The sequence below is a fragment of the Streptomyces sp. NPDC002623 genome, from assembly GCF_053592635.1.
The window spans coordinates 82280-96731 of record NZ_JBSFWB010000006.1 but is presented as its reverse complement, the minus strand read 5'-3'; the positions used below and the strand labels follow the sequence as shown (position 1 = coordinate 96731).

Annotated in this window: 14 protein-coding genes; 6 read left to right on the top strand and 8 right to left on the bottom strand. The window is 70.7% G+C overall.

The window, feature by feature from the left end; all coding sequences use genetic code 11:
- Positions 1-191: 191 nt before the first annotated feature.
- Positions 192-887: a TerB family tellurite resistance protein gene (locus ACWD4O_RS12790; RefSeq protein ID WP_451279720.1), complete on the bottom strand. Its 696-nt coding sequence runs from the start codon at positions 885-887 to the stop codon at positions 192-194.
- Between the two features lie 186 nt (positions 888-1073).
- Positions 1074-2795, bottom strand: coding sequence for a 2-isopropylmalate synthase (leuA, locus tag ACWD4O_RS12785; RefSeq protein ID WP_351917734.1), 1722 nt, complete (start codon positions 2793-2795; stop codon positions 1074-1076).
- 333 nt (positions 2796-3128) lie between these two features.
- Between leuA and ACWD4O_RS12780 the strand changes: the two genes are divergently transcribed.
- The 3 genes from ACWD4O_RS12780 (at position 3129) to ACWD4O_RS12770 (ending at position 5898) form a co-directional block, all read left to right on the top strand.
- Positions 3129-4199 carry a M4 family metallopeptidase gene (locus tag ACWD4O_RS12780; RefSeq protein ID WP_451279719.1) on the top strand — a complete coding sequence of 357 codons (1071 nt, stop codon included), beginning with the start codon at positions 3129-3131 and terminating at the stop codon, positions 4197-4199.
- Between the two features lie 21 nt (positions 4200-4220).
- Positions 4221-4487 (top strand): protealysin inhibitor emfourin, encoded by a 267-nt coding sequence (locus ACWD4O_RS12775; protein ID WP_351917731.1) that lies wholly within the window; start codon positions 4221-4223, stop codon positions 4485-4487.
- 82 nt (positions 4488-4569) lie between these two features.
- Positions 4570-5898, top strand: coding sequence for a GH1 family beta-glucosidase (locus ACWD4O_RS12770; RefSeq protein WP_451279718.1), 1329 nt, complete (start codon positions 4570-4572; stop codon positions 5896-5898).
- A 16-nt stretch (positions 5899-5914) separates the two neighbouring features.
- On the opposite strand, the gene ACWD4O_RS12765 is transcribed toward ACWD4O_RS12770, so the two are convergent.
- Positions 5915-6769: an NAD-dependent epimerase/dehydratase family protein gene (locus ACWD4O_RS12765; protein WP_451279717.1), complete on the bottom strand. Its 855-nt coding sequence runs from the start codon at positions 6767-6769 to the stop codon at positions 5915-5917.
- A 137-nt stretch (positions 6770-6906) separates the two neighbouring features.
- On the opposite strand from ACWD4O_RS12765, the gene ACWD4O_RS12760 reads away from it, so the two are divergent.
- Positions 6907-7755, top strand: coding sequence for a helix-turn-helix transcriptional regulator (locus tag ACWD4O_RS12760; RefSeq protein WP_451279716.1), 849 nt, complete (start codon positions 6907-6909; stop codon positions 7753-7755).
- A 178-nt stretch (positions 7756-7933) separates the two neighbouring features.
- On the opposite strand, the gene era is transcribed toward ACWD4O_RS12760, so the two are convergent.
- Positions 7934-8887: a GTPase Era gene (gene era, locus ACWD4O_RS12755; RefSeq protein WP_351917721.1), complete on the bottom strand. Its 954-nt coding sequence runs from the start codon at positions 8885-8887 to the stop codon at positions 7934-7936.
- A 174-nt stretch (positions 8888-9061) separates the two neighbouring features.
- On the opposite strand from era, the gene ACWD4O_RS12750 reads away from it, so the two are divergent.
- A complete protein-coding gene (locus tag ACWD4O_RS12750; protein WP_451279715.1) occupies positions 9062-10372 on the top strand; it encodes an ammonium transporter in 1311 nt (436 codons plus the stop codon).
- A complete protein-coding gene (locus tag ACWD4O_RS12745) occupies positions 10369-10707 on the top strand; it encodes a P-II family nitrogen regulator (RefSeq protein WP_351917717.1) in 339 nt (112 codons plus the stop codon). The genes ACWD4O_RS12750 and ACWD4O_RS12745 overlap by 4 nt, the downstream gene beginning before the upstream one ends.
- On the opposite strand, the gene ACWD4O_RS12740 is transcribed toward ACWD4O_RS12745, so the two are convergent.
- From ACWD4O_RS12740 to ACWD4O_RS12725, 4 genes are all read right to left on the bottom strand, one after another.
- The gene (locus ACWD4O_RS12740) at positions 10601-11629 is read right to left on the bottom strand and encodes a WxL protein peptidoglycan domain-containing protein (RefSeq protein ID WP_451279714.1); all 1029 of its coding nucleotides are present in this window, start codon (positions 11627-11629) and stop codon (positions 10601-10603) included. The genes ACWD4O_RS12745 and ACWD4O_RS12740 overlap by 107 nt on opposite strands.
- A gap of 120 nt (positions 11630-11749) precedes the next feature.
- Positions 11750-13072 (bottom strand): beta-xylosidase, encoded by a 1323-nt coding sequence (locus ACWD4O_RS12735; protein ID WP_451279713.1) that lies wholly within the window; start codon positions 13070-13072, stop codon positions 11750-11752.
- Positions 13073-13245: 173 nt separating this feature from the next.
- The gene (locus ACWD4O_RS12730; protein ID WP_451279712.1) at positions 13246-13722 is read right to left on the bottom strand and encodes a hypothetical protein; all 477 of its coding nucleotides are present in this window, start codon (positions 13720-13722) and stop codon (positions 13246-13248) included.
- Positions 13723-13971: 249 nt separating this feature from the next.
- Entirely contained in the window at positions 13972-14325 is a 354-nt protein-coding gene (locus ACWD4O_RS12725) for a cytidine deaminase (protein ID WP_450949521.1), read from the bottom strand.
- Between the last annotated feature and the right edge of the window lie 127 nt (positions 14326-14452).

Sequence of the window (14452 nt, the reverse complement as noted above, 5' to 3'; positions counted from 1 at the left end):
GGCCCTCATCACATCTGCGGCCCCCATGAGACGGGCCCTCCCTTCGACACGGCTGTCTGGATACGTTCTCCAGACTTCCGGCGGGAAGGGGCCGGTTCGTCGCGCCCGAGGGCGAGTTCGGGGGTACTGCCGGGGGTGGCCGGACGGCCGCGTTACTCCCCAGGGAGTATCCGGGGGGTGCCGGGGAGGCGTCAGGAGGGGGTGCGGGCCGCCACCAGGAGCCGGGTCACGTCGTCCGCGCAGATGGTCAGGGCGGCGCCCACCGTCGCGAGGACCTCGCGCTCGGACGGGGTGTACGGGCCGTCCGCCAGGGCGATGCGGGCGCCCTGCAGCAGGATCGATTCTCGTCCTACCGGAGCGAGGTGCGGGGCGAGCGGGTCGAGGGCCTCGTGGAGCTCTATGGCGAGGCCGGCGCCGTACGGCTCGCCGTAGCTGCGGCCGGTGTCGGCGGCGAGGGCCTCGACGAGGGCCGCGAGCTGTTCCTCCGTGCAGTCGGCGAAGCCGGCCGTGCGCACCGCGCCCGCCGCCGCCTCCAGGGCCGTCCGGGCGCAGGCGCCGCCCGCGGACAGCACCGCGAGGGCGACCGTGTGGACGGCGTCGCGGAGCATCGCCGAGAAGCGCACGGTGGTGGGGTGGTCGAGGACGTCGGTGCCGAAGTGGCGGCGGCAGGCCCCGCACTCGACGACCGGGCCGGTCTCGCCGCGCGGCACGACCGGCACGCCGAGGACGGTGAAGCGGCGCTGCCCGGTCAGCCGCTGGTAGTTGCGGTCACCGCCGCAGCCCGGGCAGAAGAACTCGCCGTCGCCCATGGGCGTCCATGCGGTGCGGGTGCCCAGGATGCGCGCACGCCTGGTGACACGGCCGTCTCGTCCCCGTCCTGGCAGCACGTCGCACCTCCGCGTAATGCCGCGGCAACATCGCCGCGTCTGCGTGATGTTAGCCACAGGTAAGACGTGCAGTCAGCACCCTGGACGAGACCTTTCCGTGACCTCCACGGAAGGGTGGCTGATAAACGACGGGGCCCTGACCGCCGTATACAGCGGTCAGGGCCCCTAAACCACCGGTCAGGGCGGTCAGCGGGTCGCGCGGTTGACGGCGGAGACGACCGCCTTCAGCGATGCACGCGTCGTGTTCGCGTCGATGCCGATGCCCCACAGGACCTTGTCGCCGATCGCGCACTCGATGTACGAGGCGGCCTGCGCGGAGGCGCCCTCGCTCATCGTGTGCTCCTGGTAGTCGAGCAGGCGTACGTCGATGCCGACGGACTCCAGCGCGTTGAAGAAGGCCGAGATCGGACCGTTGCCGGTGCCGGTCAGAACCGTGTCCTCGCCGTCGACCGTGGCCTCGACGGTCAGCGTGTCGACGCCGTCGGTGTCGGTCGTCGACTGGCCGGTGCGGACCTGGATGCGGCCCCAGGGGTTCTCCGGGTTCGGCAGGTACTCGTCCTGGAAGACGGCCCAGATGGCGCTGCCGGTGACCTCGCCGCCCTCGGCGTCGGTCTTGGCCTGGATCAGCTTCGAGAACTCGATCTGCATCCGGCGCGGCAGGTCCAGCTTGTGGTCGTTCTTCAGGACGTACGCGATCCCGCCCTTGCCGGACTGCGAGTTGACGCGGATCACGGCCTCGTAGGAGCGGCCGACGTCCTTCGGGTCGATCGGCAGGTAGGGGACCGCCCACTCGATGTCGTCGACCGTGACGCCCTTGGCGGCCGCGTCGGCTTCCATCGCGTCGAAGCCCTTCTTGATGGCGTCCTGGTGGGAGCCGGAGAAGGACGTGTAGACCAGGTCGCCCACGTACGGGTGGCGCGGGTGGACCTCCATCTGGTTGCAGTACTCCCACGTCCGACGGATCTCGTCGATGTCGGAGAAGTCGATCTGCGGGTCGACGCCCTGCGAGAACAGGTTCATGCCCAGGGTGACCAGGTCGACGTTGCCGGTGCGCTCGCCCTGGCCGAACAGACAGCCCTCGACGCGGTCGGCGCCGGCCATCAGCGCCAGCTCGGCCGCCGCGACGGCCGTGCCGCGGTCGTTGTGCGGGTGGACGGAGATCACGACGTGCTCACGGCGCGAGACGTTGCGGCTCATCCACTCGAAGCGGTCGGCGTGGGTGGAGGGCGTGGAGCGCTCGACGGTGGCCGGCAGGTTCAGGATGATCTCGCGGCCCGGACCGGGCTGGTAGACGTCCATCACCGCCTCGCAGACCTCCAGCGCGAAGTCCAGCTCGGTGTCGGTGAAGATCTCGGGGCTGTACTGGTAGCCGAACTCCGTCTCCGGGCCCAGCAGCTTCTCCGCGTACTCCATGACCAGCCGGGTGCCGTCGACGGCGATCTGCTTGATGTCGTCCTTCGAGCCGCGGAAGACGACACGGCGGAAGACCGGGGCGGTGGCGTTGTACAGGTGCACGGTGGCGCGCCTGGCGCCCTTGAGGGACTCCACGGTCCGCTCGATCAGGTCCTCACGGGCCTGGGTCAGCACGGAGATGGTGACGTCGTCCGGGATCGCGCCCTCTTCCTCGATGATCGAGCGCACGAAGTCGAAGTCGGTCTGGCCGGAGGCCGGGAAGCCGACCTCGATCTCCTTGTAGCCCATCTTGACCAGCTGGTCGAACATCCGGCGCTTGCGCTCGGGCGACATGGGGTCGATCAGGGCCTGGTTGCCGTCGCGCAGGTCGGTGGAGAGCCAGCGGGGGGCGACGGTGATCCGGTTGTTCGGCCACGTGCGGTCGGCGATGTCGACCTGCTCGTACTGTCCGTACTTGTGGATCGGCATGTGGCTGGGCTGCTGGCGGTTCGCCATGGTGCGGTGGCTCCTCAGGATGACCGGAAGATGTCCGGACGGAAGGACGGCCGACACGCAACACCAAGCTCCGCGGGGAGGGAGTCGGCCTCGACTACAGGCCCTCGCCGCGGCAGCTAAGGAGAAGCAGCCCGAAACACATAGTGCTCTGCACTGTAGCCGAGCCCCCTGTGCCGCGCGGGTCCGTATCAGTATGCGGGACCACCGGAACCAATGGTGCGAAACGTGCGCCATACCACTCAAAGCCATGGATCGGCCATGTTTGTCACCGTTTTTCACCGATCATGGTTGCCCATGGTGACACCGGGATCACACAGTGCAAGTGTGCCGGGCATGACGACTCACGGGGGCTTCGAGCCCGTCTTCTGCACCGTCGTACCGCCGCACATCCTCGACCGGCTGGCGCGCAGCGACAACCCCGCTCTCGCCGGCCCCGCCCAGCGCACTCTGCTGCGCGACGGCGAACTGCGCACGCTCCGCCAGGTGACCACGGAGTACCGCCTCGCGGCCGTCCCGACCGCGAAGGCGCCGTCGGACCAGCCGCTGCGCACGATCTACGACGCCGAGCACGGCACCTCGCTGCCCGGGACCAAGGTCCGCGGCGAGGGCCAGGACCCCGGCCAGGACGCCACCGTCAACCGCGCCTACTCCGGTCTGGGCGCCACCTTCGACCTGTTCCTGAAGGCCTACCAGCGCCACTCGATCGACGGCGACGGCCTGCCGCTCGACGCCACCGTGCACTACGACGAGGGCTACAACAACGCCTTCTGGAACGGCGAGCAGATGGTGTTCGGCGACGGCGACGGCGAGATCTTCGTCGACTTCACCAACTCCATCGACGTCATCGGGCACGAGCTCGCCCACGGCGTCACGCAGTACACGGCGAACCTGACCTACAACGGCCAGCCGGGCGCCCTCAACGAGTCGATGTCCGACGTCTTCGGCTCGCTCATCAAGCAGTACTCCCTCGGCCAGACCGCCGCCGAGGCCGACTGGCTGATCGGCGCGGAGCTGCTCGCCCCGGACGTCACCGGCAGCGCCCTGCGCTCCATGAAGGCCCCGGGCACCGCGTACGACGACGACGTCCTCGGGAAGGACCCGCAGCCCGCGACGATGGACGACTACGTCCGCACCGGCCGCGACAACGGCGGCGTCCACATCAACTCGGGCATCCCCAACCACGCGTTCTACCTGGCCGCCACCGCCCTCGGCGGCTACGCCTGGGAGAAGGCCGGACAGATCTGGTACGACGTCCTGACCGGCGGCGAGCTCGGCGAGCGGGCCTTCTTCACCGACTTCGCGGGACTCACGGTGAAGGCCGCGCGCGAGCGCTTCGGCGACGGCGGGGAGGAGCTCCAGGCCGTGCAGAAGGCGTGGGAGCAGGTGGGGGTGCGGATTCTCTGAGTCCGTAATAGACAGGGACCCATGCGTATTCAGGTAGCACGCACGGGCGGGTTCGCGGGCATCGAGCGCAGCGCCGGGGTGGACACCTCGGGGCGGCCCGATGCCCGTGAGTTCGAGTCGCTGGCGGAGCGGGTGCTCGCCGCCGGTCACCGCTCCCGTCCGGTCGGGGTCCCGGACGGGTTCTCGTACGAGATCACGATCGACGGGAAGACGGTGCACGCGGCCGACCCCGGACTCACCGAGGAGCAGCGCAGGCTGATCTCGCGGGTGCTGAAGGAAGGGGCCTGACCGGGTGCCGGGCCGGGCGGGCAACGGGCACTTCCCGCTGGGGCGTTGACTTCCTTACCCATCGGTAAGGATGATCCCGCCCATGGCGAACGATCCGCGCGACGCGGCGCACCCGATCCCCCAGTTCCCGGCCGGCTTCCTGTGGGGTGTGTCCACCTCCGCCCACCAGATCGAGGGCGCGGTCGACGAGCGCGAGCCGTCCGTCTGGGACACGTTCACGGCCGAGCCGGGGCATGTGAAGGACGGCTCGACGGCGGCGGTGGCCTGCGACCACTACCACCGCTACCCCGAGGACGTGGCCCTGCTCAAGGGGCTCGGCGTGGACGCCTACCGCTTCTCGATCTCCTGGCCCCGGGTGAACTCCCCCGGCGGCCTGGACTTCTACGACCGTCTCGTCGACGAACTGCTGGGCGCCGGCGTCCGCCCGGTCCCCACCCTCTTCCACTGGGACCTGCCGGCCCGACTCGACTGGCTGGAGCGGGACACCGCCGCCCGGTTCGCCGAGTACGTGTCGGTGGTCGTCGGCCGCCTCGGCGACCGGGTGAAGAAGTGGATCACGATCAACGAGCCCGCCGAACACACCCTGCTGGGCCACGCCCTCGGCACCCACGCCCCCGGCCGGCAGCTCCTGTTCGACGCGCTCCCGGCCGCCCACCACCAGTTGCTGGGCCACGGCCTCGCCGTCCAGGCCCTGCGCGCGGCCGGCGCCACCGACATCGGCATCGCCAACTCGCACGGCCCGACCTGGCCGGCCTCGCAGGAACCCGCCGACCTGGAGGCGGCCGCGTTCTACGACCTCCTGCTGAACCGGCTGTTCGCGGAGCCCGTCCTGCTCGGCGAATACCCCGACGGGCTCGGCGAGTTGATGCCGGGGGACGTGGCCGCCGACCTGAAGACGATCTCCGAGCCGCTCGACTGGTACGGCGTCAACTACTACGCCCCGACGAAGGTGGGCGCGCCGCAGGGCGCCGAGATCGAGTTCGGCGGGATCACCATCCCGGCCGAACTCCCCTTCTCCGTCCAGCAGATCGAGGGCGTCCCGGTGACGGACTTCGGCTGGCCGGTGGTCCCCGAGGGCCTGACCGAGCTGCTGACGACCTTCAAGGACCGCTACGGCGACCGCCTCCCGCCGGTCGTCATCACGGAGAACGGCTGCTCCTACGAGGGCGTCGACGACCAGCAGCGCATCGCCTATCTGGACGGCCACCTCCGCGCCCTGCACCGGGCGGTCGAGGCGGGCGTCGACGTGCGCGGCTACTTCGTGTGGTCGCTGCTGGACAACTTCGAGTGGGCGGAGGGGTACGCGCGCCGCTTCGGCCTGGTCCACGTCGACTACGAGACGCTCCAGCGCACCCCGAAGGCGTCGTACGCCTGGCTGCGGGACGCCCTCCACGCCCAGGCCCGGCGCTGACGACGGCGGACCCGGGCTACAGCGCCCCCGCGTCCCGGGCCGCCCAGACCGACGGGTAGATCGGCCGGAAGCCCAGGTCGCGGCGGATGCGCTCGGTGGACATGACCCCGAACCACGGGTCGGGGTCGGTCCGGGTGTGCAGGTCGGCGGGCGCCTCGACGCCGTTGAGCAGGTGCAGTTCGAGCGCCGTGACGGGGGCGTCGTCGGCGATGTTGTAGAGCGGGCCGCTCACCGCCGGCGCGTACAGGAGGCGCAGCAGCCCCTGGGCGACGTCGGCGTGGTGGGCCATCTGCAAGCGCTGGACCGACGCCCAGTTCGCCGCCCAGAGCAGGGACTGCGCGAGGTGCGGGTCGCCTTCCCCGTAGACGAAGGGCAGGCGGCCGATCCGTACCTCGATCCCGTCCAGCGCGAGCAGTTCCCGCTCGGCCGTCGCCTTGGACTCGGTGTAGGCGCTCCACATCTCGCCGCCGGGCCGGCTCTCGTCGTCCTCGGTCAGCGGGCGGCCCCTTCCAAGGCCGTACACCAGTCCCGTGCTGACCTGCACGAACCGCTTCACTCCGGAGGCCTGCGCGGCCCGCCCCAGAGCCACCGCCGCATCCCGGTTGACGGCCCACGCCTCCTCGTCCGGCACGCCCCGGAAGGACGCAGCGACGTTCACCACCGCGTCCGCGCCGGCCACCGCCTTGCCGAGCGCCTCCTCGTCCCGCAGATCCCCCACCACGACCTCGGCGCCCAGCTCCGCGAGCCGCTCCCCGCGCTCCGCGTCGCGCACCAGCACCCGCACCGTCTCCCCGGGCGCCGTCTGCGCCAGCAGCCTCGGCGCGAACCGCCTGCCGACCTGTCCTGTCGTACCCGTCACCAGTGTCAACATGATCTTCTCCTCGCGATCCTCGAACCCGATCCGGCGTCTGCAACCCTGGGCGGGATCCGGGGCGACCGGGAGAGACCTGTCGATCGGGGGACCGGCAGACCCTGGATAAGCCGGGCGGACTCCCGCACGCTGGAGGCGTGAACCGACCCGAACTCGCCGACTTCCTGCGCCGCAGCCGCGCCCGGCTGACCCCGCCGGACGTGGGTCTGACGGCCGGCCCCCGGCGCCGTACGCCCGGGTTGCGCCGCGAGGAGGTGGCGCAGCTGGCGGGTCTGTCGGTGGACTACTACACCCGGCTGGAACAGCGCCGGGGCCCGTGCCCGTCCCGTCAGACGCTGACCGCGCTGGCCCGCGCCCTGCGGCTCACCGCCGACGAGCGCGACCATCTGTTCCACCTGGCCGGCGAGGAGCCCCCGCGCCGGGAGACGGCGTCGGCGCATGTCCCGCCCGGTCTGATGCTGATCCTGGACCGGCTGCACGACACCCCGGCGCAGGTGGTGACCGACTGCGCGGAGGTGCTGGCCCAGAACGCGATGGCGCGGGCCCTGACCCTCGACGTGATGTCCCGCCCCCGGCGCGAGCGCAATCTCGCCCGCCGCTACTTCCTCGACCCGGGCGCGCGCGAGCTGTTCCCCGAGGAGGACCGGGCGGAGCACGCCCGCGCGGTCGTCGCCAACCTCCGCGCGGTGACCGCGGCCCGCCCCGACGACCCGGAACCGGCCGCCCTGGTCGCCGAACTACGCGCCGGGAGCCAGGAGTTCGCCCGGCTGTGGGAGGAGCACGAGGTCGCCCTGCGCCACCGGGCGACGAAACGCTTCCTGCACCCCCTGGTGGGCCTGCTGGACCTGGACTGCGAGGTCCTGCTCAGCCATGAACACCACCAGCTCCTGGTCATCCACACGGCCCGCCCGGGCACGGAGGCGCATGAGCGGCTGCAGCTGCTGAGGGTGGTGGGCCTGCAGGACATGTCCCCGCAGGGCGTCTAGGAGGGGGCGGTGGGCTAGAAGCCCAGCTTGCGGAGCTGCTTCGGGTCGCGCTGCCAGTCCTTCGCGACCTTCACATACAGGTCCAGGCTGCACCAACGTGCGGCTACCGCCGCGCGGCAGGCGAGCCGAGCAGCGCCCCGATCCACTTGCAGAACTCGCTGCCGACGCCCCCCGAACCCTAGAAGCCCAGCTTGCGGAGCTGCTTCGGGTCGCGCTGCCAGTCCTTCGCGACCTTCACATGCAGGTCCAGGAAGACAGGCGTGCCGAGGAGCGCCTCGATCTGCTTGCGGGACTTGATGCCGACGTCCTTGAGGCGCTTGCCCTTCGGGCCGATGATGATGCCCTTCTGGCTGGTGCGCTCGATGTAGATGTTCGCGTGGATGTCGAGCAGCGGCCGGTCCGCCGGACGGTCCTCGCGCGGCAGCATCTCCTCGACGACCACCGCGATGGAGTGCGGGAGCTCGTCCCGTACGCCCTCCAGCGCCGCCTCGCGGATCAGCTCGGCGACCATGACCTGCTCGGGCTCGTCCGTCAGATCGCCCTCGGGGTAGAGCGGCGGGCTCTCCGGCAGCATCGGGATCAGCAGGTCGGCCAGCAGTTCGACCTGCTGGTCGCCGACCGCCGAGACCGGCACGATCTCCGCCCACTCGAACCCCAGCTCCTTGCCGAGCTGGTCGAGCGCGATGAGCTGCTCGGCGAGCGTCTTGGAGTCCACCAGGTCGGTCTTGGTGACGACCGCGACCTTCGGGGTCCGCTTGATCCCGGCCAGCTCCTTGGCGATGAACCGGTCGCCGGGGCCCAGCTTCTCGTTGGCCGGCAGGCAGAAGCCGATGACGTCGACCTCGGCCCAGGTGGCGCGCACGACGTCGTTCAGCCGCTCGCCGAGCAGGGTGCGCGGCTTGTGCAGACCCGGGGTGTCGACCAGGATCAGCTGCGCCTCCGGGCGGTGCACGATGCCCCGCACGGTGTGCCGCGTGGTCTGCGGACGGTTCGAGGTGATCGCCACCTTCTTCCCGACCAGAGCGTTCGTGAGGGTGGACTTGCCCGCGTTGGGGCGGCCCACGAAGCAGGCGAAGCCGGCGCGGTGAGGGGCCTCGGCCGGCTGCTCGGATGACTGGTTACGAACGCTCATGCCGCCCATTCTCCCTGATCCACCAAGCCCCGCCGCACACACGAGCGGCAACACCCCCCGCGGTGAGCTCCCGGAAACCTCCACGCAACGAAACGTCACGGAAACACACCTGTACGCGACCGGAAACCAGGACCGGTGACCCTCTGACGAGCCCCCCGCATCGTTGGAGACCCCGTGACTCTGGCCGCCGCCCAAGCGAACACCGGCGACACCGCCTGGCTGCTCGCCGCCACCGCCCTCGTCCTGCTGATGACCCCGGGCCTGGCCCTCTTCTACGGCGGCATGGTCCGCACGAAGAGCGTCCTCAACATGCTCATGATGAGCTTTGTGTCGATCGCGCTGGTCACGGTCGTGTGGCTGACCGCCGGCTACTCCCTCGCCTTCGGCGACGACGCCTTCGGCGGTCTCATCGGCGGCCTGCGGCACGCGGGCATGGCGGACATCGGCCCGGACAGCGTCCAGGGCACGGTCCCCACCCTCCTCTTCGCCACCTTCCAGCTCACCTTCGCGATCATCACGGCCGCGCTGATCAGCGGCGCGATCGCGGACCGGGCGAAATTCGGGGCGTGGCTGGTCTTCGTACCCGTCTGGGCGCTGCTCGTATACGTTCCCGTCGCCCACTGGGTCTGGGGCCCGGGCGGCTGGATCCTGGACGGCCTGGGCGCGCTGGACTTCGCGGGCGGACTGCCGGTCGAGATCACCTCCGGCGCCTCCGGGCTGGCGTTGTGCCTGGTCCTGGGCCCGCGGCTGGGCTTCAAGAAGGATGCGATGCGGCCGCACAACCTGCCCATGGTGATGCTGGGCGCGGGTCTGCTCTGGTTCGGCTGGTTCGGCTTCAACGCGGGCTCGGCCCTCGGCGCGAACGGCCTCGCGGCCGCCGCCTTCCTCAACACCCTCGCCGCCGGCTGCACCGGCCTGCTGGGCTGGCTCTTCGTCGAGCAGCGGCGCGACGGCCACCCGACGACGCTGGGCGCGGCCTCCGGCGCGGTCGCGGGCCTGGTGGCCATCACCCCGTCCTGCGGTTCGGTCTCGCTGCTCGGCGCGCTGGTCGTCGGCCTCGCCGCCGGAGTCGTCTGCTCCTATGCCGTGAGCTGGAAGTTCAAGCTGAACTACGACGACTCCCTGGACGTCGTCGGCGTCCACCTGGTCGGCGGCGTCATCGGCACGCTCCTCATCGGCGTCTTCGCGGTGGACACCATGACGGGCGGCGCGCAGGGCCTCCTCTACGGCGGCGGACTCGCCCAGCTCGGCAAGCAGCTCGTCGCGGTGATCGTCGTCGCCGCGTACGCCTTCCTCGTCACGTACGGCATCGGCAAGCTGCTCGACAGGGCGATCGGCTTCCGGGCGGACGAGGACCACGAGCACACCGGCCTGGACCTTACGGTGCACGCCGAGACGGCATACGATCACGGCGTCCTGGGCCACGGCGCCCCGGTCAGCGCGTCCGTCCTCCCCTCCGCTCAGAAGGTCAAGCCCCAGGCATGAAGCTCATCACCGCGATCGTCAAGCCCTACCGCCTCGACGAGGTCAAGACGGCCCTGCAGGAGCTCGGCGTGCATGGCATGACCGTGACCGAGGCCAGCGGCTACGGCCGCCAGCGCGGCCACACCGAGGTGTACCGGGGCGCGGAGTACCAGGTCGACCTGGTGCCCAAGGTCCGCATCGAGGTCGTCGTGGACGACGCGGACTCCGAGGCGGTCATCGACGCGATCGTCAAGGCCGCACAGACGGGGAAGATCGGCGACGGAAAGGTGTGGGCACTGCCTGTCGAGACGGTCGTCCGGGTCCGGACGGGCGAGCGCGGCCCCGACGCACTCTGACCAGCAGCACCCCCGCCGACCCGCCCGCCACGAACACCACCGTCACCACCAGCCACGGCACCGCCACGAACGACGCCGTCGCCGACTCCTTCGTGTCGGTGGCGGTGGCCGTCAGCTTCACGTCCGCCCAGTCGAGTTGGGGGGCGCCCTGCCAGCGTTCGGTGAGGTGGACCCGTTGGCCCGGAAGCAGCTGGGACGGGATCTTGGTGAGGTCCCGGGTCAGCAGGGTGCGGCCGAAGAGCCCCTGCGCCTTCAGTTCCACCTTCGGTTCGAGGGTGACGTTGCCGGTGTTGTGCAGGGTGTAGGAGATCGTCGCCGTGCTGTCGCCCAGGCCGGGGACCAGCGGCTGGTGGTGGCTGACGCGGACGTCCTCGACGGCGAGCGCGGGGAGCGTGGGACCGCCGACCGAGAGATAGACCCGGGCGGCGACCGCCCGCTGCACCCCGAGTGCGACGCTGCCGCCGCCGTCGGCGACGCGTTCGTCGAGGGCGACGATCGCCCCCGGATGGTCGCCGGGCTCGGCGCCCTCGGGCACCCGGACGGTGAACGGCACGGTGCGCGTCTTGCCGGCGGGCACGGTGACCCGTTCCTCGGGCAGCTCGGCCCACGCGCCCACGCCGAGCATCCGCTCCCCCAGCGACTTCACGGCGAACCCGCCGTCGCGCTCGGTGTTGTAGGCGTCGGCCGCGTACAGCCGGAAGGTGAGGGGCTCGGCCGTCTTGTTGGCGACGACGACCTTGTCCTCGATCGTCTGCCCCGGATCGGCGGAGACATAGAAGTAGGGCCGCGCGGCGACGGCCGAGGAGACCGGGTAGACGGACCAGTTGCCGTTGTCGGCGGCGCGGGCGGAGGGCGCGGCGAACATCAGACACACGAGGAACAGCAGCAGGAGCGGCTGAAGGAGGACGTACGGCTTGCGCATGGGTGCGGACCCCCCGCGTACGGGCTGCGACGGCTTCGGTGGACGGGCGGGTGCGGACCTGTGGGGCGGGCGCCCGGCCACCGGTGGACGTGGTGCTTGCGCTCGGCTGGGTGTGAGGGGTCAGCTGAGCGTGAGGGTGAGAATGCCGGAGTACGTGCCCGCGGGCGTGAACGCCGGTACGTCGAGGGAGAGTCCGGCGTTCGCGGTGAACTCACCGCCGGCGACCGTCGCGTCCGAGGTGGACGCCAGGGTCGCCCCCGAGCCGCCCACGACTCCGGGCGACCCGGCCTGACAGGTGCTCGGGCTGCCCGCCTTGGTGGTGCAGGCAGGCGTCCAGCTCAGCTTGTCGGCGGTGATCTTGGCGCCGGGTCCGCTGAAGTCGGTGACCTTGCCGGTCAGGGACCAGCCCGCGGGTCCGCCACGGAAGTCCTTGACCGTCACCGCGTTGAGCGCACCGGTCGAGGGCTGACCCGAGCCGACGTCCACGGTGGACATCGTCACCGCGTCCCCGGCCTGGGTCATCGACAGGATGCCCGAGCGCACCGCGGTGGTCAGCTTCTGACTGCCCTCGGGTATGGGCTGGTCGTTGATGACCACATAGGCGACCGGACCGGCGCCGACGGCCGAGTCCCAGGCACTGCCCTCGTACGCCACCACACCGGTCGTGGTGAGGTCGCTGACGACGAGCGCGCCCGAGATGTTCCCCTGCGCGTTCGCGACCACGCTCGCCGTGTCCGCGGTCTGGGTCGCCCCGGAACGCCCGGCCAACGTGACCGTCGCACCCGGCGTGAAGCCGCTGCCGGTGACGGCGACGGCCGCGCCCGGCGCCCCGGAGGCCGAACCCAGTGAGATGGCACGGGTGTTGGCCGGCGGGTTGGCGGCCGCGGTGACCGTCTCCGACACCGGGGCGGGCGGGTTGGTCACGGTGCAGGGGGTGTCCAGCTCGAGGATGTAGCTGGTGTGGATGTTGTAGTCGCCGGGCGAGAGGGTGATCGCGCCGGGCGAGGTGACCGTGAACGTGCCGGTCATGGAGAACGACGGGAACGCGCCCAGGCCGGGCACCGGGGGATTGCTCCTCGGTCCCGCGACGGTGACGTTGCCGGTCTGCGCGCCACCGAGGCTGACCATGCCCGTCGGCGTCATGATGTCGGCCGGCAGGTCGAGCGCGGTGGGATTGCTCGCCGCGGGCGTGACCACCGTGTAGGTCACGGCGACGGTGTCGCCGACCTCGGGACTGGTGTTGTCCACCGTGATCCTCGCGGTGGTGGTGCCGTCGATCGGCGGGAGGCCCGCGAGCGGCGGCGGGACACAGTGCGTGGGGAATTCCACGTTGACAGCGGCGCCGGCCGGACCCGCCAGCGCCCCGCCCGCGGTGACCGCGAGCGCGGTGGCCCCGAGCAGCGATGCCCAGCGCCGTCTTCGGGACCTTCGGGGTGAACCCATGTTTTGCCCCCTCCTCCAGGGTGCGGGCGCAGCGGCTCTTCTGCGCCGACAGGGGGCATTGAGATGCGGATCGCGTGAGAAGTCAATGGAGACGGCGGGACGAACTGATGGACCGTCAGCTTCCTGGTCCCGTACGGAAACCGACGGTCCGCGTGCTCAGTTCCCGACCGCTATCAGTCGAACACGAACGGTCCCGGCAACTGCGTCGAGCTCGTCGTACAGGTGACGGTGATCCCGAAGACGACCATCTTCAGGGAGCCCCCGAGGAAGTTCAGCGAGTCACCGGAGGCCACGGTCCCGTTGAGCGGACCGACGGTGATCGGCGAACCGATCGGCATGAGCGGGTTCACGGTACCGGTGAAGACCCTCGCCGATCCGGTGGAGTTCGCCATCGTGAGCGTCGAGGCGATGCTGTTCGCGTTGATCTGGATCGGCGCGGTGACCGCGGTCGAGGTGAAGGTGATCGTGGCCGAGGTTCCGCTCTGGGTGGCCGTGAGGGTGGCGGCTCCGCCGCCGAACAGACCGCAGCTCGCGGTGACGGTCGCCGTCGTCGGTGCGACGGCGGCGGCAGACGGCGCGAACGCCAGCCCGGTGACCGCGAGGGCCCCGGCCAGCATTGCCGCACCTGATCCGATTCGTTTGCCTCTCATGGAGTTTCCGGCTCCTTCTTTGCTGTGGGGAGACGGACGGCCTGGACGGAACGGTGGGTGCGGTCACCGGTGCCGGTGGGGGGTGAATCTGACGGTCCGTCGGAATTTACGGTCCCATTGATGCGTGCGGGACGGGAGGAAGGCAAGGTTGAAAACCGGCCGAAGTAGGTTCGGTGCCGATGTCACCGACCGAGACGGGTGGGAGGGTGGGCGACGGGGGGTCCAGGGGGGCGGAGCCCCCCTGGGACGTCAGCCGGCGGACACGGTGAGCCGCACAGTCCCGTCCAGCGAAGCGACGTGCACCGGGGTCCGCGGGCCGCCGAGATCCCGTACGACGCTCAGATCGGCGTCGCGAACCGCCTCCGCCGAGGTGACCACGGCCGCCGCCTCGAGCGACTCCGCCCCCGAGGCCACCGCCATCGCCACCGCCGTCTGCAACGCGCTCAGGTGCAGCGACGGCAGATCCACCGTCACGGCGACATAGGTACGCCCCGTCTCGTCCCGTACGGCAGCGCCCTCGGGCACACCGTTACGGGCCCGCGCGGAACGGGCCAGGGTGACGATCTTGCGGTCCTCGGGATCGAGCGCATTGCTGTCGGTCATTCCCCGAGCATACGAAAAAAGGAACAGGGGAATATGCCAGAGAATTTTTCACCCATACGTCCTCTTTTGCTCGACCATGTCCCCAAGGAAGATCACACAGGTCCCGCCCGCCCCTTCCCCCGAAACG